Origin of the sequence: Bradyrhizobium sp. SZCCHNR1002 (assembly GCF_032381435.1) — a bacterium.
GTDB lineage: Bacteria > Pseudomonadota > Alphaproteobacteria > Rhizobiales > Xanthobacteraceae > Bradyrhizobium > Bradyrhizobium aeschynomenes.
Map to the genome: position 1 here is coordinate 73,902 of NZ_JAUHIS010000003.1, position 21,538 is coordinate 95,439.

Below are 21,538 nucleotides of genomic sequence, written 5' to 3' on the forward strand. Positions count from 1 at the left end.
GATGATGTTGTTCGTTGACGTCGTCGGCTCAGATCGGCTGCGTCAGCCCGACGATCGACTCGCGCATGATCCTGGCGTGCTCGGCCTTGTCGCCGTTCTCCATCTCGATGCGGCAGAGCTGGGCGGAGTTCTCGATCACCATGCGGCAGCGCTCCCAGCGGCGCGCATGAAAGCGGTCGAACGCCTCCTGCAGGGTCGCCGCCCGTTCCAGCTCCTCGGCCAGCACGATGCCGCTCTCGATGCCGATGCCCGCCCCGGAAGCGAGATGCGGCGTCGTCGCGGCCACGGTGTCGCCGATCAGGATGACGCGGCCGCGGTTCCAGGGCGCCGGTACCAGCAAGTTGGCGAGCGGCCGATAGTCGATCGCGGCGTTCGGGGCGTGCAGATGCGGCCGCAGCGCCACGAGGACGGGATCGCTGAATGGTGCCAGCATGTCCGCGACCAGTTGCGGCCATGACGCGCGCGCGGCCTGCAGCTTCTCCGGCCGTGCCTCGGTCACGAACATGTACATGTGGCTCGGCGACACCGGGTTGACGCCGGCCTTGACCGCACCGCCCAGCCACATCCGCGGGCGCACGATGTCGGCTGGCCGCGGCAGCACGGCGCGCCAGACCACTTGGCCGATATATTGCGGCGGCTTGACCTCGGGAAACAGCAACGCTCGCGTCTTCGAGTACACGCCATCGGCGACCACCACGAGATCATAGCGGCCGGTCGTGCCATCGGTGAAGGCGACCTCGACATCGCCGTCCTGCTGCGTGATCTGCGTGTAGGTGCAGCCGACACGCACGCCGACGCCCGAGGCGCGCGTCGCCTCGGCGAGGATGCGGCCGAGTTCGGGCCGCATGATGCCGCCGCCACCGGGCACATCCGATCCTGCAGCCTTCGGTGTCGGGATCTCGCCGATCCGATGCCCCGATGGGGTGAACAGATCGACACCGTCAGCGGTATAGCCGCGCTCCGTGAACGCCGCGAACACGCCGATCGTTTCGAGCGCGCGCAAGGTCGGCCCGCTCACCGTGATGCCGGCGCCCTCCGGCCGCCAGTTCGGATCGACCTCGACGAGATCGACCGCGATGCCCGCCTTGCGCATCTGGATCGACGCCGCCATGCCGGAAAACCCGCCGCCGATCGTCAGCACCCTGCTCACCACAGCCATGGTGCCCTCCTCCTTGTTTCGAACCGCCCTTGCCGGCGTGTTATTTATTCGCGAACAGCTCGCCGTCGGCGTCGACGACGAGCTCGATATCGATCAGCCGCTCGCCGCGGCACGGCCCCTGTACGCACAGCCCGGTGTCGGGCATGAACTCGGCGCCGTGCGCGTGACAGACGATACGCGTGCGCTCGGCGTTGAGATACGCATCCCTGCGCCAGGCCATCGGCGCGCCGCCGATATGCGGACAGGCGTTGCGCCAGCCATGCAGCCGTCCCTGCCATCGCACGACGAACAGGCTGTCCTGCCCCTCATCGTCGGGATCGAAGCCGCGCGACTGCGCCTCGCCGATCTCGTCGGCGCGGCACAGCCGGAGCCATCGCGGCGACCGGGCCTCACGCGTAGTCGCCATTCTCGGGGATTCCAGGGCCGGGGTACCATTTCCTACGCATCTTCATCAGGAAGGTCTGCGAATTATCGGCGGAGGCCGTCGCTTCGCGCGGCTGCCAGCTTGCATCGTGCTGGTCCATGTCGGCATCCATCTCGATGTGGCAGCCGAACGGGCTGTTGAAGTACCAGAACCAATTCGAGCCCAGGATGTGACGGCCGGGTCCCCAGAACGCCTGATAGCCCTTCTCGACGAAGCGATAGCCGTTGGTGATCATTTCGGAAGGACCACCGAAATGGAACGTGAAGTGCTCCACGCCGTGCATGTGCGGCGGCGCGCCGATCAGGAAATGGGTGTGATGGTCGAGCGAGCCGCCCGGCTGCAGGAACGGCCCCGTCCCGGTGAAGCGGTCGGTGCAGCGGAAGCCGAGGCGATTGACGTAGAACGCCTCGGCCTTCGCCACGTCGGGCACGAAATAGACCACATGCGACAGTGATCGCGGACGGATGACGCTGCCCGGCGGCGGCACGCCGAGACTGTTGATCGGCCTGAACACCACGCCGCCCGGCGCATTCGAGATCTCGCCCGGCAGCACGAAAGGCCGGCGTGCCGTCAGCTGAAAGCCGATCACGAATCCGGAATCATCGATCGATTCGATCGAGCCGTCGGGTAGCCGCCGTACCTCGCGGTCGCGCCGCAGCTCGGCGGCGATCGCCCCCAGCGTCGCCTCGTCGGCGACGCCCATCACCGTCTTGCGCAGACGGCAGCCGGGTACGGGCCCCGGCGGCAGCGCCGGATCGTCCTGTCGCGCGATCACCACGGCGGTGCCGTCGATCGCCTCGAAGCGGCCGCTGCGATCGGAGACGTCGACGGGCGTCAACCCGTAATCGACGAGGAAGCGCGCGGCGCCTCTGACGTCGTCGACACCGAATATCAGGCTCTCCAGACCGACAATTTTCATGGCTCTCCTCTCCACCTGCTGCTTCAGGCGACGTGTCCGTTCAACGTCTCTGCGACCCAGTCCGCGATGTAGTGGCCGGCATTGATGCTGTTGTCGAAGCTCGCATGCTGGGCACCGCCTTCACGCGCGGTGAAGATCTTCAGCTCGCGCTTCGGTGAATTGACCAGTTGTTCATAGGTGCGCTCCGCCCAATGCAGCGGGATCTGCGAGTCCTTCTCGCCATGGGTCACCAGGAACGGCACCTTGATGCGATCGAGGATGCCGTCGAGATGAACCCGCTCGGCGATGCGCATGAAGTCGTCCTGGTCGCGCGCGCCCCACACCCAGCGCACATGCGCCCAATAATGCGGGACCGGGAAATCGCCCTCCTTCTGCAGCCGCTTCTTCTGCACGTCGCGCCAGTCGTGATTGGCGCCCCAGGCGACGCCGCAGGCGAAGCGCGGCTCGAAGGCCACGGCGCGCGGGCAGTAGTAGCCACCGAGCGAGACGCCTTCGAGACCGATACGCTTCGGATCGACGTCGCTGCGGGTCTCCAGCCAGTCGACCACACGGGAGGCCCAGTGCTCACTGTCATATCGTGCCGTGAGACCCTGCAGGCGCAGCGCCTCGCCCGATCCCGGTTGGTCGATCACCAGCGACGACACGCCTCGCCTGGCGAGCCACGCGGGCAGGCCGACGCGGTATTTCATCTCCTTGGTCGAATCCAGGCCGTTGACCTGCACCAGCAGCGGCGCCGGCCCGTCACGTCCTTCGGCGCGGACCAGGAGGCCTGCGATGTGAGTGCCTTCATAGGGAATCTCGACGCGCTCGCAGTTCTCCCGCGCCAGCGCGATTCCCTTGGCGAACACGTCGAGGCATTTGCGATACAGCGCCAGCCGTCCCGGCGCCTCGTGCGCCTGCAGGCGTTCGCAGGTGATCAGATAGCTCGCTGCGCGGCCATATTTGTCGCCCGCCGATAGCCGCCGTCCGCTCGCCTCGTCCTCGGCAGCGAGGTCACAGAGCTTGTCCGCCATCCGCGCCCAGGTCTCGCGAAAAGCCTGGGTGCCGCTTGCATCGGGTTGCCGCGCCGCCTCCTGCAGCGGCGCGCACATCTCCTCGATCTCACCGATCCGCGCTCCCATCTCGATCGCGAGATCGACCGAGAGATTCCAGACATAGTTGCTCGGAAAGTACTTGAACATGATTGCACTCGCGACGCGCGGCCCCCGCCACGCGTCTTCCTCGACGTTTCTTCCCTGGGTCTGGCATAGCCCCGTTTGACCATTTCGAAAAATTGATTATCAAGATCAATCGCATTGATCTCCTGAATACCTCGAGCGAGGCCGCCGATGCGCTTCAACAACAAGTTCGACCTCAATCTGCTGGTCGCGCTCGACCATCTGCTGCATCTGCGCAGCGTCAGCGGCGCGGCGGCGCGCATGAACATGACGCAGTCGGCGATGAGCAACGCCTTGCTGCGGCTGCGAACGTATTTCGATGACGAGCTGCTGGTGAAGATCGGCCGCAAGATGGAGCTGACGCCGCGCGCGGAGACGCTGAAGGACTCGATCAGGGACCTGCTGGTGCGGGTCGACTGGACCATCGCCTCGTCTGCCGAGTTCGATCCGGCGCAGTCCGATCGCTGCTTCAAGATCCTGGTATCGGACTACACGCTGGTGACGCTGATCCCGCGGCTGCTGGCGCGCAGCGAGGCCCTTGCGCCCGGGATCCGCTTCGACTTCCTGCAGCAGGTGCAGCGGCCGGAGCGCGCGCTGGAGCGCGGCGACGTCGACCTGTTGATCATCCCGGAGGAATTCAGCTCCAAGCTGCACCCCTCCGAGGTGATCTTCGAGGACGATTTCTGCGTCATCGCGTGGAGCAAGGGAAAGTATGGCAAGGGCAAGCTGTCACGGCAGGACTTCGCGAAGGCGTCCCACGTGGTGATGCGACCGGCGATCGCAGCGCAATCGCTCGAAACCTATTATCTGGAGCAGCGTAACACCAGCCGCAGGGAGGATGTGTCGGTGTACGCGTTCACCGCCATTCCCCATCTCGTCGCCGGAACGAACCGGCTTGCGACCGTGCACCGGCGTCTCGCCATCGCCGCCCAGCGCAGCCTCCCCATCCGCATCATCGAGCTGCCTGTCGCGCTGCCGGTGCTGCGGCAGCGCGTACAATGGCATCGCTATCGCTCGACCGATGCGGGTCTGCTGTGGCTACGCAATCTGATGCGCGAGGTCGTTGCCGAGGTCCCCTGACCGCCGTCGACCAGCACAAGTTGATGGCGAGGGGCCGGCGCGAGCGCCGGCCCCTTTTTGCGCGTGTCAGCGCTTGATCTGTCCGGCTCCGGGCGGCGGTGCGGGCACCCAGAGAGGGAACGCCAGGTTGGCCCACACCGTATCGCCGCGGCTGCCGTTCTCGACGTAGAATGTATGCTGGTAGTTCACGTTGATCTGGAAGCGTCCCGCGTTATAAGTCAGCGACGGGCCTGCATTGATCGAGCGCAACCGGTTGCCGTCCTGCACCCCGGCGAAATTGAAGGCCTTGACGCCGTTGATCTTGTCGTCCTGATACTGATGCGTATAGCCGCCGACGACGCCGAGCTTCCAGTCGCCGATATTGTAGCCCGCGTTGAAGTCGACCACCAGCGCATCGCCACTGCGGTACTGCTGTGTCAGCTGCGTGAAGGCATTGACCGAGTCGGCATTGGCGTTGTTGAGCAGCAGACGCGGCGACACGGCGAATTCAAAGCCCTTTGGATCGGCATAACGATAGGCGAGAACGGGCGAGATCGTCGTGTAGTTCGTGCCGACATTGAGCGGCTGCCGCGCCGAATAGGTGCCGGTGTTCGGCATGATGTCGAGACCGACCGTGAAGGTCTGCACGGGCGACAGCGCCCAGCTCAGGATGATCGGCGAGAAGGTGATGTTGGCAAGACCGTTGGCCTGGAACGATCCGCCGGGATTGGTGCTTTCGAGGTGAACGAAGGGCACCACGAGTTGCGAATAGACGTGAGCTCCGAAGAAGTCGCCCGGATAGCTCGCGAGAAACCGCATCGTCTCCGACACGGCGGAGAGCTTGAAGTTGATCGGCAGCTTGTTGCCCCGCCCGTCATACAGGCCGTTGGCGCTGGTGTAGCTGGTCTGGCTGATCGCGAACAGGCCGGGGATCGGCGGAAACGACGCGATGAACACGCCGGGCGAGCCCGCCGGATAATTTGTCGCTCCGTTCTCGGCAGCCCACGCGCCCTGGATCATCCCGGCTAGAATCAACGCTACGGAAGCGGACCGCTTCAGTCCTCTTGTCATAAATCCCCCCTTGGCGGCGCGTTTTCTTCGAAACGAGCTTGCCCCCCGACCGACCTTCATGGCGACGCGCCCGCGCCCGGCCGATCACGTCATTGATGGGCGATCCCCGAGTATTCGTAAAATTGATCGTTTTGATCTCAGATATTTACAGGGTCGATATATCTGTCTGTCAGGACGTTTGACGGCGCGCTTTTTCATCCACTCAAAGAGCCCGCTGGATCGTGCGGGTGAAGGGGATCATCAACTCGACCGATCCCGACGAATGCGATCTCTGCGGATGTCGGCTCCTCCTGCTGCGCATGCGTTCAAGCTCGCCGATGGCGAGTTTCGTCGCAACGCCGCAGACGACATATGCGGGCCGGCGTTGGCCCAGCGCATCGAACTGCTAACACTCGAGATCTGCCCTGCGAGCAGTCTTCTCGGGAGCCCGTCACGTACTAGAATGTGCCGCCAAGCGAGCGAGCGGGGCGTTCAGGCGCGAATCGACGTGATCTTTATTGCCGAGCGGCCTGTCACGCTTGCCACCCGATGCAGCCGCGAGGCCGTTTCCGGCTTCTTCGACCCTCAACGGCTCGATGATTTTCATGACCAGCGCGGTGTCGATGCCGTGAACCGAGAGCGAATCGATCACCGGGTCGGCAGACGTCTTGAGCATCGCGCTCCATTGCGCCGCGTGCTTGGCGTTGCGCCAGCCGGCGCTGTGAGCCGCGATACTGCTTGGTGCCCCCCTTGAAGGTCAGGGGAGACTCGCGCGCGCGCCCGAGGAGCATCAAACGCTAAAATCGCGGCGGCTTTTTCAAGGGGGCGGCGGACGGCAGCGAACGCTGGGCTGGCGGAGAGAGTGGGATTCGAACCCACGGTACGGTTTCCCGCACACACGCTTTCCAAGCGTGCGCCTTAAGCCACTCGGCCATCTCTCCGGAGGCCCTCTCTTGGCGGGGTCGGCGGCGTTTTGCAAGCCGGGAGGGACCTTTCGGGCCAAATTTCCCCCAAATCACTGATGAAAATCACCAATCTGCTGCGGCGGGGGACCGATTCGGGCGCGTTTGGGTTGCCGGCGGGGGCCGGTGAACCGACCCGCGCGATGCCACGACCACTGATTTGCCGCCCGCAGCGCTGCACCGCCAAAATGGATCCGCCGCCATGCCGTCATCCTCCCCTGCCCGCCTCGCCGTCCTGCTGACCGCGGTGCTCAGTGTTGCCGCAGCCGCGCCCGCGCGCGCGGACCAATGCACCAAGCAGGGTGTCGACGTGACCTGCGACGACGGCCGCAAGGGGATCTGGCAGGGCGACGCGATCCTGTGGCCGGACGGGACCAAGTCCAGCCTGAAGCCGCATCCGTCGGTGATCGTGGGCAACAAGGCCTCGGTGGTGGTCGGACCGGGCGTGTTCGTCGGCCAGGGCAGCGGCATGGTGCCGATGGACAATCCGAGCTCGCCGAACAAGCTGCGCTGCGCCGTGCTGGAGGGCGTCTCGTATTGCCATTGACCGCATGGGGCGCACGAGGCGCCCGCATTGCTGCGACCCGCGTCAGTGGTAACGGGCGCTCGATGAGGCGAGGCGGCTGGTGAGAAAGCCCGCCGGCGCCGCCGGCAGAGGTCCGATCTCGACCGATTCCGCGGCCTCGCTGTCCTGCAAGGAGTCGAGAAAGTCCGCGAACCATTGCTGAATCGAATGGCGGCGCAGCTTGGTCATCAGGATCTCGTAGCGCATCCGGCGCTCATTGAGCGGCATCGCGAGCGCCATCGCAATGGTGCGGGCCATGCCGTCGATGTCGTGCGGATTGACCAGCAGCGCGGCATCGAGCTCGTTGGCAGCGCCGGCGAACTTCGACAGCACGAGCACGCCGGGATCGACCGGACTCTGGGCGGCGACATATTCCTTGGCGACGAGATTCATGCCGTCATGCAGCGGTGTGACGACACCGACCTGCGCGCTGCGGTAGAGGCCGGCCAGCACGCCCTGGCCATAACCCTTGTTGAGATAGCGGATCGGCGTCCAGTCGACCTCGCCATGGCGGCCATTGACCTCGCTGACGAGGCGCGCGACCTCGCTCTGCAGATGGCCATAGGCCTCGATCGATTCGCGCGACGGCGTCGCGATCTGCAGCAGCGACGCGGCGCGCAGCAGGGTCGGATGCATCGTCCACATCCGATCGAACGCGTTGATGCGGTTGACGAGCCCCTTCGAATAATCGAGCCGGTCGACGCCGATCGCGAGCTTCTCGCCATGCAGGCTGCGGCGCAGCCGCGACACGTCGGGATGCGACGCCGCCTTGGCGGCGGATGCAGCGAACTTGTCGGCATCGATCCCGATCGGGAACACCGCCAGCCGCGTATGGCCGTGCCGCGACCTGACCACCCCATCGCGCACTTGCACGCCGAGATCGGCGCGGAGGCAGGCGGTGAAATTGTCGCGATCGTCCTCGGTCTGAAAACCGATGAGGTCATAGGCGAGCATCGCGGTGACGAGCTCGCGGTGATTCGGCACGCTGTCGATGACGCTGCGTGCCGGCCAAGGCGTGTGCAGGAAGAAGCCGATCCGGCTCTTCACCCCGAGCGCGCGCAGCTCCGCACCGAGCGACAGGAAGTGATAGTCCTGAATCCAGAACAACGTGTCGGGCTTCTGGAACCGCAGCAGCGCCCGCGCGACGAACGCATTGACCTCACGATAGGAATGGTAGTCCTCCTGCGAGACGCGGATCAGATCGGTGCGGGAGTGGAGCGCCGGCCATAGCGCCGAATTGGCGAAACCTTCGTAATAGCCGGCATAATGCGCCGCCGGCAGATCCAGCAGCGCCAGCGCGCCTTGGCCGAGCTGCTCGACCTGCGCAATGGGTTCCATCTGCGCACCATCGCGCACACGACCCGAGGAACCGACCCACACTGCCCCAGAATTTTCAACAACGGGCAGCAGAGCTGCCGCAAGTCCGCCGGTCATTGGCTCGTTGGCTTTGCCACGGGCCACCCGATTCGAAACCACGACGAGGTTCACAGCTCCCCTCCTGTTGGTCATGTCGGTTAACAACCGTTCATCAATATGGTTCCGGGCCACCCTTTCAACCAATTGAAACCAAATTCGGGCAAGCCCGCGGTGTAATCACAGCGGGGAGCAAGTCAGAACATTTCTAATCAATGACGATGCATGGAGACGCGAACGCCATGCATGTGGAACTACTCGAGGAACTAACAACGCGACTGACAGTCATCGCGAAGCGAGCGAATTAGTTCCACTCCCTGCGAGCTGGGCGAGGAAGGCGCGCACGTCGTCCGGTGCATCGAAATGTCCGTCGACGCCGAGCGCGCGGCGGCCGACCGAGAACGACAGGCCGGCGAAATCGGGCATGATTGCAAACACGGTTTCATCGGTGACATCGTCACCGATGAAGAACGGCTTGCGGCCCGCGAAGGGCGCGTGCCGCATCAATTCGCGCACGCCGCTCGCCTTGGTGAAGCCGGCGTGCTTGATCTCGCAGACGCATTTGCCGGGCAACACCTCGATCGGCGCACCGGGCAGCTCGGCACGAATGCGCGACACCTCCTCGTAGATCGCCTTCTCCGCCTGCGGCGCGAGACGATAATGCAGCGCCAGCGAATAGCCCTTGTCCTCGAGCAGAATGCCGGGGCTGAGCCGTGCAATTGCTGCCAGCCGGCGCTTGAGCTCCTTGTCGAGCGGCGGCGCCCTGACGGCATCGGCCTCGCTGCCGCCGGCGAGCCGCATCTCCGCGCCATGACCGCCGACGGCGGGATAGACCTCGGGCGCAAAGATCAGGTCGATGTCGTTGAGCGAGCGGCCGGACACCAGCGCCAGTGCCCCGGAGGTTCGCTGCAGCAGGAGGTTCAAGGTCTCGGCCAGCCCCGGCGGCACCCACACCTCGCGCGGCGTCGGCGCGAGATCGAGCAGGGTGCCGTCGATGTCGAGCAGGATCGCGACCTCGCGCAGATGCGGCACCAGGCTCGCGGGCGCCGGAACGATCTCCGGGGGCTCGGACGTGACAGGCACGGTGAGGTCGGAATTCTCGGACATCATCAACTACTCCATCACGGCGAGCGGGCGCGCGACCTGCTCGAGCGATTTGCGCTCCGCTGCGACCGCATATCGCCAGGCGACCAGCGCCGCCACCCCCATCAGCACTGCGCCGAACAGATAGCCGGCAAACACGGCGCCGCGCGCGCCCGAATCAAGCAGCGCGCCGAACAAGGCGGGGCCGGCGACGCCGCCGATCCCGGTGCCGATCGCGTAGAACAGCGCAATCGCGAGCGCCCGCACCTCGAGGGGAAAATTCTCCGACACCGTGAGATAGGCGGCGCTTGCCGCGGGCGATGCGAAGAAGAAGATCACCATCCAGGCGGCGGTCTGCGTCTGCGCGCTCAACACGCCGATCGAGAACAGATAGCCGGTGAGCGCCAGCAGCAGGCCGGAGATGCCATAGGTGAAGGTGATCATGGCACGCCGGCCAAGCGTGTCGAACAGACGGCCGAGCAGCAGCGGGCCGAGCACGTTGCCAGCCGCAAAGGGGAGGATATACCAGCCGACGTGATCGGACTTGATGCCGTAGAAGTCGGTCAGCACCAGCGCGAAGGTGAAGAAGATCGCATTGTAGAAGAACGCCTGGGCGATCATCAGCGTCAGCCCGACGAGCGAGCGCTGGCGGTAGACCGAGAACAGCGTATGCGCGACCTCGCGCAGCGGCGTGTGATCACGCATTCGCAAACGGATCTTCGGCAGGGACTTGGCGCGCTCCTCGCGGTCGTGGCCCGTGACGTCGCGCTCGATCGCGGCGACGATGTCATGCGCCTGCTCGGGATGGCCATGGATCATCAGCCAGCGCGGGCTTTCCGGGATCCACATCCGCATGATCAGCACGAGCAGGCCGAGGCAGGCGCCGATGCCGTAGGCCAGCCGCCAGCCGACATCAGGGCCGGCGAACGCCGGATCGAGCAGCACGATGGCGCCGACCGCGCCGAGCGCGGCACCCAGCCAGAAGCTGCCGTTGATCATGAGGTCGGTCCAGCCGCGGTAGCGGGCCGGCACCAGTTCCTGGATCGTCGAGTTGATCGCGGTGTACTCGCCGCCGATGCCGGCGCCGGTCAGGAAGCGAAACAGCGCGTAGGTCGCGACATTCCACGACAAGGCAGTCGCAGCAGTGGCCGACAGATAGAGCGCCAGCGTGATGAAGAACAGTTTGCGGCGACCGATGCGATCGGTCAGCCAGCCGAAGCCGAGCGCGCCGATGACGGCGCCGGCGAGATAGGCGCTGTTGGCGAGACCGATGTCGAGATTGGAGAAGTGCAGCGCCGGGCTCTGCTTGAGCGCCCCCGACAGCGCGCCGGCGAGCGTGACCTCGAGCCCGTCGAGCACCCAGGTGATGCCGAGCGCCAGCACGACCCGGGTGTGGAACGGGCTCCAGCGCAGGTCGTCGAGCCGCGAGGGAATATTGGTCTCGATGATTCGATCGCGGACCGGCGCTGCGCCGCCGGATTGCGGCGCCGGGGTGACGAGGCGGAGATCGGCTGCGGAGGCCTGTCGGGGTGCCATGGAATCCCACTGCGACGGCGCGGGTCGCACCGCATGCTAGACCGGAGAGGGTGGAGCAAATGCGGCAGCGATCTCCTGCCGCTGCGACCCAACGTCTCGGTGAGCGGGGGGTTCCCGACCGCAGGCGAGGGAACTCGGCCAAGGCGGCGATCGGTCTAAGGTGGGCGCGCGATGTCAGCTGTCGTCCCGGGCAAGCGAGCGCGACCGGGGATCCATACCGCGTGATGTGAGATTGTGCCGCGCGACTAATACCACCCGCCCCACGCCCGGCACGGCGCATGGATCCCGGCGTTCGCCGGGATGACAGCGGAGGGTTTGGCCGCGAGCCCGCAAACGCATGTGCCAGCCGCGTGGAGGACAGCGGCCGAGCCGAGGCGCGGCCTCAAGCCGCCCGGATGTTGGCCATGAAGCGGTTGAGCTCCTCGCGCAGGCGGGCGCTTTCCGAGGACAGCGACTGGGCCGAGCGCAGCACCTCCTCCGAGGCCTCGCCGGTCTGGGTCGCGCCGCGATTGACCTGAGTGATGTCGGTGGCTGCGGCCTGCGTGCCGGCCGCGACGCTCTGCACGTTCCTGGCAATCTCCTGGGTCGCTCCGCCCTGCTGCTCGACGGCGGTGGCGATCGAGGAGGCGATGGTGGAGATCTGGCGGATGGTGCCGCCGATCTGCTTGATCGCGGCAACCGATTCCTGGGTCGCAGCCTGCATGCCGGAGATGTGGTTGGAGATGTCGTCGGTCGCCTTGGCGGTCTGCTCGGCCAGCGACTTCACCTCGGAGGCCACGACGGCGAAGCCACGGCCGGCGTCGCCGGCGCGCGCCGCCTCAATGGTGGCATTGAGCGCAAGCAGGTTGGTCTGCTCGGCGATCGCGGTAATCAGCTTGACGACGTCGCCAATCTCCTGGGCCGCGCGCGACAGCTTGCCGATGCGGCCGTCGGTCTCCTCGGCCTGCATCACCGCGGATTCGGCAATGCGGCTGGACTCGCGCACCTGCCGGCCGATCTCGTTGACCGAGGCGGACAGCTCGTCGGTGGCGCTGGCCACCGAGTGAATCCGGCCGGTCGCCTGATCGGAGGTGCCGCTGACGCGGCTCGCCAGCGACTGAGTCGTTTCGGCAGTGCGGGTCAGGGTCGAGGCGGCGTGCTCCAGCTGTTCGGCCGAGGTCGAGACGTTGGAGACGATCGAGCCGACCGCCGTCTCGAACTCGTTGGCGAAGCGGATCAGCTCCGCCCGGCGGGCCGCACCGGCGGCCTTGTTCTGGGCGTCCTGCGTTGCCGCGTCGCGCTCGGCCTTGGCCACGGCCTGAAGCTTGAACTCCTCGACCGCGGACGCCATCTCGCCGATCTCGTCGGCACGCCCGAGGCCGGGCAGCCTGACGTCGAAATTGCCGGAGGCGAGCTCGCGCATCGCCTTGCACATCGTGATCATCGGCTTGGAGATGCCGTTGCCGAGCATCAGGGCCAGCGCCGCACCGAGCGCCAGACCGCCGATCGCCAGGATCGCGATCAGCCGTTCGATCTCCGTGATGGTGGTATTGGTTGACGCCTCGATGCGCTGCTGGTCGGCCGCCAGTCCGGACCTCAGCCCGCTGGAGAGTGCAAGGATCTCGGTGGCCGCGCCGCCCATGTCCTGCACCAGCTTCGCCAGTGCCTTGGAATTGTCCGAGAACTTGATGAAGGCGGCGCGGTATTGCTTGATGAGTTCGCCGAGCTCGGTGACGCGCTGCGTGATCTTCTCGTCATTGGCATAGATCGTGACCAGCGACGTTTCCAGGAAGCGCGTCCTGGCAATGGCGCCATCAGCGGTCTTCTGATCCGGCTTGGCCAGGAAGCTGCCGACCAGGGCGGAGGCGGTCAGATATTGCCCGGTCAGGTCCTTGGCCGTGGTCTGCACGGAAGGCAGGCCCGCCAGCGCGGCCGTATCGGCGAGATCATCGAATTTGAAGCGGATCTTGTTGCCGACGATTCCGATCTGATCGGTCGCCAGCTTGGCGTTGTCGCGGGTCAGGCCGACGATGTCGGAGAAGATCTTGGCGAAGGTCTGAAACTGCGTCTGCAGCTTGCCGAGCTGCGCCCTGCGCTCCGCCGTGCTGGTCGCTGCCATCGACTTGTCGATCGCAGCCTGCAAGGATTGTTGGGCGGCCGTGGCCGCGGCCTCGTCCTCCGGCTTGCCGGTCAGCGCAAAATAGCGCGCCAGCGCCTGATAGGAGATGAGCTCGCGGTCGATCGTCCTGGCCACATCGGCTTCGGCGACGCTTGCCCGATAGGAGGCGACGGCCGCCGCGACCTGCTCGAACCCGACATAGGCGAAGCCGATGCTGGCGGCGGAGATCGCCAGCACGACCGCAAAGCCGAGAAAGATCTTGGCGCGAAAGCGCAGGGTCAGAAAATTGCCACGCCGCGACCGCGGCGCCAGATGCGCAGACATTCCCACCCCCGAGAGTCCATTCTTAATATGGCCGGAGCCATCCCGCGTGGATGCAGAGCACCCCAGCGTGATCAAAACTACGTCACAATGGCTAAGGGTCAGTAAATGAGCAGCATCGGCATACTGCGCTGGCATCCAGCCTGCCGGGCAGCCGCCACACAGATGCGACCGAATCGCCGAAGCGACGCGCAAGACGTCGCAATGACAGCGCCGACGAAAATTCGAGTTGCAAAGTCCTGAGGGCGCTGTTTCTAATCAGAATAAGAACAATTCATCGGGAGGTTACTCGTGTCGACAGTCAAATTGACGGTGAACGGCAAGGCGGTCTCGGTCGAGGCCGAGGATCGCACCCTGCTGGTGCACCTGTTGCGGGATCATCTGAATCTCACCGGCACCCATGTCGGCTGCGACACCAGCCAATGCGGCGCCTGCGTCGTGCATATCGACGGCCGGGCCGTGAAGTCCTGCACCGTGCTGGCCGGCCAGGCCGCCGGCGCCAACGTCACCACCATCGAAGGCATCGCCAAGGGCGACGAGCTGCATCCGATGCAGGCCGCCTTCCGCGACAATCATGGCCTACAATGCGGCTATTGCACGCCGGGCATGATCATGTCGGCGATCGATATTGTGCACCGCCACGGAGGCCTTCTCGACGAGGCCACGGTGCGCGAGGAGCTGGAAGGCAACATCTGCCGCTGCACCGGCTATCACAACATCGTCAAGGCCGTGCTCGACGCCGCCGGCCGGATGAAGGTCGCCCAGGCCGCCGAATAACAAAGGCAGCCGTCGGCTTCGACGTCTTTCAATCAATACCGAGACCACGACCGCTGCGCGCGTTGGCCGCGGCGGGACAACAAACTCCGGTAGGGGAGAGATTCGCATGGGTATGGAAGGCATTGGCGCAAGCGTCGTCCGCAAGGAGGACAAGCGTTTCATCACCGGCAAGGGCCGGTATGTCGACGACATCAAGCTTCTGGGCATGACCTATGCCCATTTCATCCGCAGCCCGCATGCCCACGCCAAGGTCAAGAGCATCGACTCCTCGGCTGCCGAGGCGATGCCGGGCGTGGTCGCGGTGCTGACCGGCAAGCAGATCGTCGACGACAAGGTCGGCAACCTGATCTGCGGCTGGGCCATCACCTCCAAGGACGGCTCGCCGATGAAGATGGGTGCATGGCCGGCGATGGCGCCGGAGACCGTGCGCTTCGTCGGCCAGGCCGTGGCGGTCGTGATCGCCGACAGCAAGAATCTCGCGCGCGACGCGGCCGAGGCCGTGGTCGTCGAATACGAGGAACTGCCGGCCGTCGCCGACATGCCCTCCGCGCTGAAGCCCGGCGCGCCGCAATTGCACCCCGAGGCGCCCGGCAACGTCGTCTATGACTGGCATATCGGCGACGAGGCCGCCGTTGGCGCCGCGTTCTCCAAGGCCGCTCACGTCGTCAGCCTGGAGCTGACCAACAACCGGCTGGCGCCGAACGCGATGGAACCGCGCGCGGCGATCGCCGACTACGATGCCGCCGAGGAGCACTTCACGCTCTACACCACGTCGCAGAACCCGCACGTCGCCCGCCTCGTGCTGTCGGCGTTCTACAACATCGCCCCGGAGCACAAGCTGCGCGTGATCGCGCCCGACGTCGGCGGCGGCTTCGGCTCCAAGATCTTCATCTATCCGGAAGAGATGGTGGCGCTGTGGGCCTCCAAGAAGGTCGGCCGTCCGGTGAAGTGGACCGGCGATCGCACCGAGGCGTTCCTCACCGACGCGCACGGCCGCGACCACATCTCCAAGGCCGAGATGGCGTTCGACGCCGACCACAAGATGCTCGGCTTGCGGGTCAAGACCCACGCCAATTTCGGCGCCTACATGTCGCTGTTCTCGTCGTCCGTGCCGACCTATCTGTACGCGACCCTGCTGTCGGGCCAGTACAACATCCCGGCGATCTATGCCGAAGTGATGGGCGTCTACACCAACACGACGCCGGTCGATGCCTACAGAGGCGCCGGACGTCCCGAGGCGAGCTATCTGCTGGAGCGGCTGGTCGAGACTGCGGCGCGGCAGTTCAAGATGGACCCGGCCGAGCTGCGGCGGAAGAACTTCATCACCCAGTTCCCGCACCAGACCCCGGTGATCATGGCCTACGACACCGGTGACTTCAACGCCTCGCTCGATGCGGCGATGAAGGCGATCGACTATGCCGGCTTCCCCGCCCGCAAGGCCGCCGCCAAGGCGCAGGGCAAGCTGCGCGGCATCGGCCTGTCCTGCTACATCGAGGCCTGCGGCATCGCACCGTCGAAGGCGGTCGGCAGCCTCGGCGCCGGCGTCGGCCTGTGGGAATCGGCCGAGATCCGCGTCAACCCGGTCGGGACCATCGAGGTCCTCACCGGCTCGCACAGCCACGGCCAGGGCCACGAGACCACCTTCTGCCAGCTGATCGCCGATCGCCTGGGCGTGCCGATCAGCCAGGTCTCGATCGTCCATGGCGACACCGACAAGGTGCAGTTCGGCATGGGCACCTACGGCTCGCGCTCGGCGGCCGTCGGCCTCACCGCGATCCTCAAGGCGATGGAGAAGGTCGAGGCGAAGGCCAAGAAGATCGCGGCGCATGCGCTCGAAGCGTCGGAAGGTGACATCGTCATCGAGAACGGCGAGTTCAAGGTGACCGGCACCGACAAGTCGATCGCGCTGCCGATGGTCGCGCTCGCCGCCTACACCGCGCACAATCTGCCTGACGGGATGGAGCCCGGATTGAAGGAGAGCGCCTTCTACGATCCGACCAACTTCACCTTCCCGGCCGGCACCTATATCTGCGAGCTCGAGGTCGACCAGGCCACCGGTAAGACGTCGTTCGTCAACTTCGTCGCCGCCGACGATTTCGGCCGGCTGATCAACCCGATGATCGTCGAAGGCCAGGTCCATGGCGGTCTCGTCCAGGGCATCGGCCAGGCGCTGCTGGAGCATGCCGTCTATGACGGCAACGGCCAGCCGGTCACCGCGTCCTTCATGGACTACGCGATGCCGCGCGCCGACGACGTGCCGTCGTTCAAACTGAGCCACACCACGACTCTCTGTCCGGGCAACCCGCTCGGCGTGAAGGGCTGCGGCGAGGCCGGCGCGATCGGCGCCTCGGCGGCCGTGATCAACGCGATCACGGATGCGATCGGCAACAACAAGCTGGAAATGCCGGCGACCCCGGACCGCGTCTGGCACGCGATCCACGGCAACGCCTGATCGAACCGGAGGAGCAACCATGTACGAGACGACCTATCATCGCGCCTCCTCGGTCGACGAGGCCGCGGCGCTGTTCTCCAAGGGCAGCGAGGCCAAGTTCCTCGCCGGCGGTCACACCCTGATCCCGGTCATGAAGCAGCGCCTCGCCTCGCCGTCCGATGTCATCGACATCGGCAAGATCAAGGACCTGATCGGCGTGCAGCTCTCGGGCGACACGCTCGTGATCAAGGCGGCGACGACCTACTACGACATCATGACCAATGCCGATGTGAAGAAGGCGATCCCCGCGATCGCCCATCTCACCTCGGTGCTCGGCGATCCCGCGGTGCGCGCCCGCGGCACGATCGGCGGCTCGATCGCCAACAACGATCCGGCAGCCGATTTCCCCGCAGCGCTCGTCTCGCTCGGCGCCACCGTGAAGACCAACAAGCGGTCGATCTCGGCCGATGATTTCTTCAAGGGCCTGTTCACGACGGCGCTGGAAGACGGCGAGATCATCACCGAGGTGTCGTTCCCGGTGCCGGAGAAGGCGGGCTACGCCAAGATGCGCCACCCGGCGTCGCGCTTCGCGCTGACCGGCGTGTTCGTCACCAAGACCAAGGGCGGCGATGTCCGCGTGGCCGCCACCGGCGCCTCGCAGAGCGGCGTGATGCGGGTCTCCGCGATCGAGGCGGCGCTGAAGTCCAACTGGTCGGCCTCCGCGCTCGACGGCGTGAGCGTCTCCGCGAGCGGCCTGCTCAGCGACATCCACGGCTCGGCCGACTACCGCGCCAATCTGGTGAAGGTGATGGCGCAGCGCGCGGTGCAAGCCGCGGGCTAGCGGCCGCGACGCGGATCATTCCGCATCACGGCACGACAAATTCCACACGGCGCGCAGCGATGCGCGCCGTTTTGCTTTGCGGCATACGGCGCGCTTGCGTTGGTGAGAGGCACGCGGGACAATTGCGGATCAGGAAACGCAAGCGACAAGACGCGCGAAGCCAAGGACACAACGACGTGCTCGACAAGACCGCCCCTCACAACCAGACCCGCGCCACCGGCCCGCTCGCAGGATTCCGCATCGTCGAATTCGCCGGCATCGGACCTGGACCGTTCGCTTGCATGCTGCTGGCCGACATGGGCGCGGAGGTGGTGACGCTGGATCGCGTCGGCGCGCGCAAGAATATGAAGTCGGTTGCCGGCCGCGGCCGCAAGGTGATCGAGCTCGATCTCAAGGACAAGGCGGTCATTGCCGACGTGCTCGACCTGCTCGCCGGCGCTGACGCGCTCATCGAAGGTTTCCGCCCCGGCGTGATGGAGCGGCTCGGCCTCGGCCCCGATGTCGTGCTCGCGCGCAATCCGAAGCTGGTCTACGGCCGCATGACCGGCTGGGGCCAGGAGGGCCCGCTCGCGCAGGCCGCCGGCCACGACATCAACTACATCTCGATCACCGGCGCGCTCGCCGCGATCGGACCCAGGGAGCGCCCGGTGCCGCCGCTCAATCTGGTCGGCGATTTCGGCGGCGGTGCGCTCTACCTCGTCGTCGGAGTGCTTGCTGCGCTGTTAGAGGCCTCGAAGTCCGGCAAGGGCCAGGTGGTGGATACCGCGATGTGCGACGGCGCCGCGTCGCTGCTCGCGATGTTCTTCGACCTCACCGCGATGGGCCGCTGGATGGAGGGGCGCGAGCGCAACTTCCTCGATGGCGGCGCGCATTTCTACGGCGTCTACGAATGCGCCTGCGGCAACTTCATCTCGATCGGCTCGATCGAGCCGCAATTCTACGCGCTGCTGCGCCAGCACGCCGACCTCAGCGATCCCGCGTTCGAGGCCCAGATGGATCCGCGCGCCTGGCCGGCGCTGAAGGAGAAGCTGGTCAGCGTGTTCAAGAGCAAGACGCGCGAGGAGTGGTGCGCGATCATGGAAGGCACCGACATCTGCTTCGCCCCGGTGCTGACGATGTCGGAGGCGCCCAAGCACGCCCACATGGCCGCGCGCGGCGTGTTCGTCGAGCGGCACGGCGTCACCCAGCCAGCGCCCGCGCCGCGCTTTTCGCGGACGCCGTCGAATATTCGCGAGCCGGAGGTGGCGGAGATCGGGGCGCTCGTGAGCGCGTGGAAAGCGGGACGGTGAGCTGATAATCGCAGGCGGGCCGACGACGCCCGCCGCGTCAATCGGCATGAGTTGACGACACCCGCGCCTCACCATCAGTGTCATCCCGGCGCACGCCGGGATCCATAACCACCGGCGGTGGTGAGGCGAAGATCGTCTGCCATCGCGGCCTAATGAGACATCACGCGGTATGGGTCCCGGCTCAAGGCCGGGACGACGCTGTTTGTGGCGCGGCAGTGTGCCTCTTGCACCCACCGTCATTGCAAGCGAAGCGACGCAATCCAGGACCAGGGCAGGACTCTGGATTGCTTCGTCGCTTTGCTCCTCGCAATGACGGGCAAACCGACTCGGCCTACTCCGCCGCCTCGACCTTCAGGACGCCGCGGCGGATCTGGTCTTCCTCGATCGATTCGAACAGCGCCTTGAAGTTGCCTTCGCCGAAACCGTCGTCACCCTTGCGCTGGATGAACTCGAAGAAGATCGGGCCGATTGCGTTGGCGGAGAAGATCTGAAGCAGCACCTTGGTGTGGCCGCCCGCAACGACGCCCTCGCCGTCGATCAGGATGCCGTTGCGCTTGAGCCGCGCGACATCCTCGCCGTGCTTGGGCAGGCGCGCCTCGATGCGCTCGAAATAGGTCTCCGGCGGCGACGGCATGAACGGCAGACCTGACGCGCGCAGGCCCTCGACGGTGGCGTAGATGTCGCGAGCGCCGCAGGCGATGTGCTGGATGCCCTCGCCGCGGTAGGTCTTGAGATATTCCTCGATCTGCCCGGAATCGCCGGCATCCTCGTTGATCGGAATCCGGATCTTGCCGTCCGGGCTGGTCAGCGCGCGCGAGAACAGGCCGGAGGCGCGGCCCTCGATATCGAAGAAGCGGATCTGGCGGAAGTTGAACAGTTTTTCGTAGAAGCCCGCCCACACGTTCATGCGGCCGCGGTGCACGTTGTGGGTCAGGTGGTCGATATAGTAGAGGCCCGAGCCCGCAGGGCGCGGATCGCGCGCACCTATCCAGTCGAATTCCAAATCATAGGCCGAGCCCTTGGCGCCGTAGCGATCGACCAGATACAGCAGGCTGCCGCCGATGCCCTTGAGCGCGGGGATGTCGAGCGTCTTCCGGGCCGACGGCAGATCGACGGGCTCCGCGCCGAGGGCGATTGCCCGGGCATAGGCCTTCTTCGCATCGACCACACGGAACGCCATCGACGGCGCGCACGGGCCATGCGCGGCGACGAAGTCGTGGCCGTGGCTGCCGGGCTCTTCATTCACAAGGTAGTTAATGTCGCCCTGGCGATACAGCGTGATCGCCTTGGTCTTGTGCCGTGCGACCGCGGCAAACCCCATCAGCTTGAACAGCGCATGCAGCTCGCCCGCGTCGGGATGGGCATATTCGACGAACTCGAAGCCATCCGTGCCCATCGGGTTGTCGGTGGAGATGGTGGCAGGCGGTGCATCGTGCGGAAACGGACCCATGGGCGGCAGCTCCTTCAGCTTGATCCGGAGATCATCGCCCGGATTCCGCGCATGGAGCGTGCAAACCATTGTCATTTTCGCCTGGATATGCACGATCCGTGCATAGTCAGAGGATATGGCGCATGATTTCGATCGACAGCTTCGATATCAAGATCCTGGCCGCGCTGCAGGACGATGGCCGGCTGACAAACCAGGAGCTCGCCGATCTCGCCGGGCTGTCCGCCTCGCAATGCTCACGGCGGCGGATGCGGCTGGAGGAAGACGGCGTCATCGCCGGCTATCGCGCCCAGCTCGCCAGCCAGGCGCTGGGTTTCGAGCTGATCGCCTTCATCCAGATCACCTTGGCGACGCATTCGCCTGACAACGCCGAGAGGTTTCGCGCGCTGGTCAACCGCGTCGACGACATCCAGGAGGCCTATGCGCTGACCGGCGATTCCGACTATCTGCTGAAGGTGGTGCTGCGCGACCTCAAAAGTCTGTCCGACATCGTCAACAACGTGCTGATGCCGCACCAGAGCGTCGCCCATGTGCGCTCCTCTATCGTGCTCGACCGGCTGAAGGAGAGCGCGAAGCTGCCGCTGGGATCGCTGTCGTCAGGCTGACAGCATGGCGCAAATCGAGGGAACTTCAGCATTCACCTCCGTCACGGCTTTTGCGACAGTCGCAATATTCCCGGCATTGCGAGACGATCATGGCGCTACAGCTTCGTCCTAACTGCGAGTATTGCGACAAGGACCTCCCGCCCTCCGCGACGGACGCGCGGATCTGCTCGTACGAGTGCACCTTCTGCGCCGATTGTGCGGAAACGAAACTGTTCAACGTCTGCCCCAACTGCGGCGGCGGCTTTGCGCCGCGGCCGATCCGGCCGACGCGGGAATGGCGCCCTGGCGTCTGCACGGTGAAACAGGTGCCGTCGGACAAGCGCGTGCATCTGAAGTACGCGACCGAAGACGTCGCAGCATTTGTGGCCGGTGTGAAGGACGTCGTACCTGAGAACCGCTGAC

Annotated in this window: 19 protein-coding genes and 1 tRNA gene; 8 read left to right on the plus strand and 12 right to left on the minus strand. The window is 65.6% G+C overall.

Translation table 11 applies throughout. The features are described from left to right. Positions 1-28: 28 nt before the first annotated feature. The 4 genes from QX108_RS16650 to QX108_RS16665 are packed head-to-tail and all read right to left on the minus strand — an operon-like array spanning position 29 to position 3,683. Positions 29-1,159, minus strand: coding sequence for an FAD-dependent oxidoreductase (locus QX108_RS16650; RefSeq protein WP_315780684.1), 1,131 nt, complete (start codon positions 1,157-1,159; stop codon positions 29-31). Between the two features lie 40 nt (positions 1,160-1,199). Then, positions 1,200-1,565, minus strand: a complete 366-nt coding sequence (locus QX108_RS16655; RefSeq protein ID WP_315780686.1) for a Rieske (2Fe-2S) protein — start codon at positions 1,563-1,565, stop codon at positions 1,200-1,202. After that, positions 1,549-2,502, minus strand: coding sequence for a VOC family protein (locus QX108_RS16660; RefSeq protein ID WP_315722734.1), 954 nt, complete (start codon positions 2,500-2,502; stop codon positions 1,549-1,551). Before QX108_RS16660 ends, QX108_RS16655 begins: the two co-directional genes overlap by 17 nt. Positions 2,503-2,525: 23 nt before the next feature. Beyond that, the gene (locus QX108_RS16665) at positions 2,526-3,683 is read right to left on the minus strand and encodes an alpha/beta hydrolase family protein (protein ID WP_315780688.1); all 1,158 of its coding nucleotides are present in this window, start codon (positions 3,681-3,683) and stop codon (positions 2,526-2,528) included. A 147-nt stretch (positions 3,684-3,830) separates the two neighbouring features. On the opposite strand from QX108_RS16665, the gene QX108_RS16670 reads away from it, so the two are divergent. Continuing rightward, complete coding sequence (locus QX108_RS16670; protein WP_315722736.1) at positions 3,831-4,739, plus strand: LysR family transcriptional regulator; 909 nt, start codon at positions 3,831-3,833, stop codon at positions 4,737-4,739. A gap of 66 nt (positions 4,740-4,805) precedes the next feature. Here the strand turns inward: QX108_RS16670 and QX108_RS16675 are convergent, their stop codons facing one another. From QX108_RS16675 to QX108_RS16685, 3 genes are all read right to left on the minus strand, one after another. After that, complete coding sequence (locus QX108_RS16675; RefSeq protein WP_315722738.1) at positions 4,806-5,789, minus strand: transporter; 984 nt, start codon at positions 5,787-5,789, stop codon at positions 4,806-4,808. Between the two features lie 430 nt (positions 5,790-6,219). Then, positions 6,220-6,444 carry a hypothetical protein gene (locus tag QX108_RS16680; RefSeq protein ID WP_315780691.1) on the minus strand — a complete coding sequence of 75 codons (225 nt, stop codon included), beginning with the start codon at positions 6,442-6,444 and terminating at the stop codon, positions 6,220-6,222. A gap of 175 nt (positions 6,445-6,619) precedes the next feature. Continuing rightward, positions 6,620-6,709 (minus strand) — tRNA-Ser (locus tag QX108_RS16685). Positions 6,710-6,932: 223 nt separating this feature from the next. On the opposite strand from QX108_RS16685, the gene QX108_RS16690 reads away from it, so the two are divergent. Next, positions 6,933-7,277, plus strand: coding sequence for a hypothetical protein (locus tag QX108_RS16690; protein WP_315722779.1), 345 nt, complete (start codon positions 6,933-6,935; stop codon positions 7,275-7,277). 42 nt (positions 7,278-7,319) lie between these two features. Here the strand turns inward: QX108_RS16690 and QX108_RS16695 are convergent, their stop codons facing one another. From QX108_RS16695 to QX108_RS16710, 4 genes are all read right to left on the minus strand, one after another. Next, complete coding sequence (locus tag QX108_RS16695) at positions 7,320-8,783, minus strand: trehalose-6-phosphate synthase (RefSeq protein WP_315722781.1); 1,464 nt, start codon at positions 8,781-8,783, stop codon at positions 7,320-7,322. 210 nt (positions 8,784-8,993) lie between these two features. Further along, complete coding sequence (gene otsB, locus QX108_RS16700; protein WP_315780694.1) at positions 8,994-9,818, minus strand: trehalose-phosphatase; 825 nt, start codon at positions 9,816-9,818, stop codon at positions 8,994-8,996. Between the two features lie 3 nt (positions 9,819-9,821). Then, complete coding sequence (locus QX108_RS16705; protein ID WP_315780695.1) at positions 9,822-11,327, minus strand: MFS transporter; 1,506 nt, start codon at positions 11,325-11,327, stop codon at positions 9,822-9,824. A 382-nt stretch (positions 11,328-11,709) separates the two neighbouring features. Next, a complete protein-coding gene (locus tag QX108_RS16710) occupies positions 11,710-13,749 on the minus strand; it encodes a HAMP domain-containing methyl-accepting chemotaxis protein (protein ID WP_315780697.1) in 2,040 nt (679 codons plus the stop codon). A 288-nt stretch (positions 13,750-14,037) separates the two neighbouring features. On the opposite strand from QX108_RS16710, the gene QX108_RS16715 reads away from it, so the two are divergent. The 4 genes from QX108_RS16715 (at position 14,038) to QX108_RS16730 (ending at position 19,084) form a co-directional block, all read left to right on the plus strand. Beyond that, on the plus strand, positions 14,038-14,523 hold the full coding sequence (locus tag QX108_RS16715; protein WP_315780699.1) for a (2Fe-2S)-binding protein: 486 nt from the start codon (positions 14,038-14,040) through the stop codon (positions 14,521-14,523). A gap of 106 nt (positions 14,524-14,629) precedes the next feature. Continuing rightward, entirely contained in the window at positions 14,630-16,975 is a 2,346-nt protein-coding gene (locus tag QX108_RS16720; protein WP_315722793.1) for a xanthine dehydrogenase family protein molybdopterin-binding subunit, read from the plus strand. A gap of 19 nt (positions 16,976-16,994) precedes the next feature. Beyond that, positions 16,995-17,795, plus strand: a complete 801-nt coding sequence (locus QX108_RS16725) for a xanthine dehydrogenase family protein subunit M (protein ID WP_315722795.1) — start codon at positions 16,995-16,997, stop codon at positions 17,793-17,795. Positions 17,796-17,971: 176 nt separating this feature from the next. Beyond that, the gene (locus QX108_RS16730; RefSeq protein WP_315780701.1) at positions 17,972-19,084 is read left to right on the plus strand and encodes a CaiB/BaiF CoA-transferase family protein; all 1,113 of its coding nucleotides are present in this window, start codon (positions 17,972-17,974) and stop codon (positions 19,082-19,084) included. A gap of 331 nt (positions 19,085-19,415) precedes the next feature. Here the strand turns inward: QX108_RS16730 and hppD are convergent, their stop codons facing one another. Next, complete coding sequence (hppD, locus tag QX108_RS16735; RefSeq protein ID WP_315780703.1) at positions 19,416-20,534, minus strand: 4-hydroxyphenylpyruvate dioxygenase; 1,119 nt, start codon at positions 20,532-20,534, stop codon at positions 19,416-19,418. Between the two features lie 122 nt (positions 20,535-20,656). Between hppD and QX108_RS16740 the strand changes: the two genes are divergently transcribed. Further along, on the plus strand, positions 20,657-21,136 hold the full coding sequence (locus QX108_RS16740) for an Lrp/AsnC family transcriptional regulator (RefSeq protein ID WP_315722799.1): 480 nt from the start codon (positions 20,657-20,659) through the stop codon (positions 21,134-21,136). A gap of 89 nt (positions 21,137-21,225) precedes the next feature. Beyond that, on the plus strand, positions 21,226-21,537 hold the full coding sequence (locus QX108_RS16745) for a DUF1272 domain-containing protein (protein WP_315780706.1): 312 nt from the start codon (positions 21,226-21,228) through the stop codon (positions 21,535-21,537). Position 21,538: the final 1 nt, after the last annotated feature.

Bases quoted from the DNA above. Each gene is read 5' to 3' on its own strand.
- QX108_RS16650 (WP_315780684.1), bottom strand. From the start codon at position 1,159: ATGGCTGTGGTGAGCAGGGTGCTGACGATCGGCGGCGGGTTTTCCGGC.
- QX108_RS16655 (WP_315780686.1), bottom strand. From the start codon at position 1,565: ATGGCGACTACGCGTGAGGCCCGGTCGCCGCGATGGCTCCGGCTGTGC.
- QX108_RS16660 (WP_315722734.1), bottom strand. From the start codon at position 2,502: ATGAAAATTGTCGGTCTGGAGAGCCTGATATTCGGTGTCGACGACGTC.
- QX108_RS16665 (WP_315780688.1), bottom strand. From the start codon at position 3,683: ATGTTCAAGTACTTTCCGAGCAACTATGTCTGGAATCTCTCGGTCGAT.
- QX108_RS16670 (WP_315722736.1), top strand. From the start codon at position 3,831: ATGCGCTTCAACAACAAGTTCGACCTCAATCTGCTGGTCGCGCTCGAC.
- QX108_RS16675 (WP_315722738.1), bottom strand. From the start codon at position 5,789: ATGACAAGAGGACTGAAGCGGTCCGCTTCCGTAGCGTTGATTCTAGCC.
- QX108_RS16680 (WP_315780691.1), bottom strand. From the start codon at position 6,444: ATGCTCAAGACGTCTGCCGACCCGGTGATCGATTCGCTCTCGGTTCAC.
- QX108_RS16690 (WP_315722779.1), top strand. From the start codon at position 6,933: ATGCCGTCATCCTCCCCTGCCCGCCTCGCCGTCCTGCTGACCGCGGTG.
- otsB (WP_315780694.1), bottom strand. From the start codon at position 9,818: ATGATGTCCGAGAATTCCGACCTCACCGTGCCTGTCACGTCCGAGCCC.
- QX108_RS16705 (WP_315780695.1), bottom strand. From the start codon at position 11,327: ATGGCACCCCGACAGGCCTCCGCAGCCGATCTCCGCCTCGTCACCCCG.
- QX108_RS16710 (WP_315780697.1), bottom strand. From the start codon at position 13,749: ATGTCTGCGCATCTGGCGCCGCGGTCGCGGCGTGGCAATTTTCTGACC.
- QX108_RS16720 (WP_315722793.1), top strand. From the start codon at position 14,630: ATGGGTATGGAAGGCATTGGCGCAAGCGTCGTCCGCAAGGAGGACAAG.
- QX108_RS16725 (WP_315722795.1), top strand. From the start codon at position 16,995: ATGTACGAGACGACCTATCATCGCGCCTCCTCGGTCGACGAGGCCGCG.
- hppD (WP_315780703.1), bottom strand. From the start codon at position 20,534: ATGGGTCCGTTTCCGCACGATGCACCGCCTGCCACCATCTCCACCGAC.
- QX108_RS16740 (WP_315722799.1), top strand. From the start codon at position 20,657: ATGATTTCGATCGACAGCTTCGATATCAAGATCCTGGCCGCGCTGCAG.
- QX108_RS16745 (WP_315780706.1), top strand. From the start codon at position 21,226: ATGGCGCTACAGCTTCGTCCTAACTGCGAGTATTGCGACAAGGACCTC.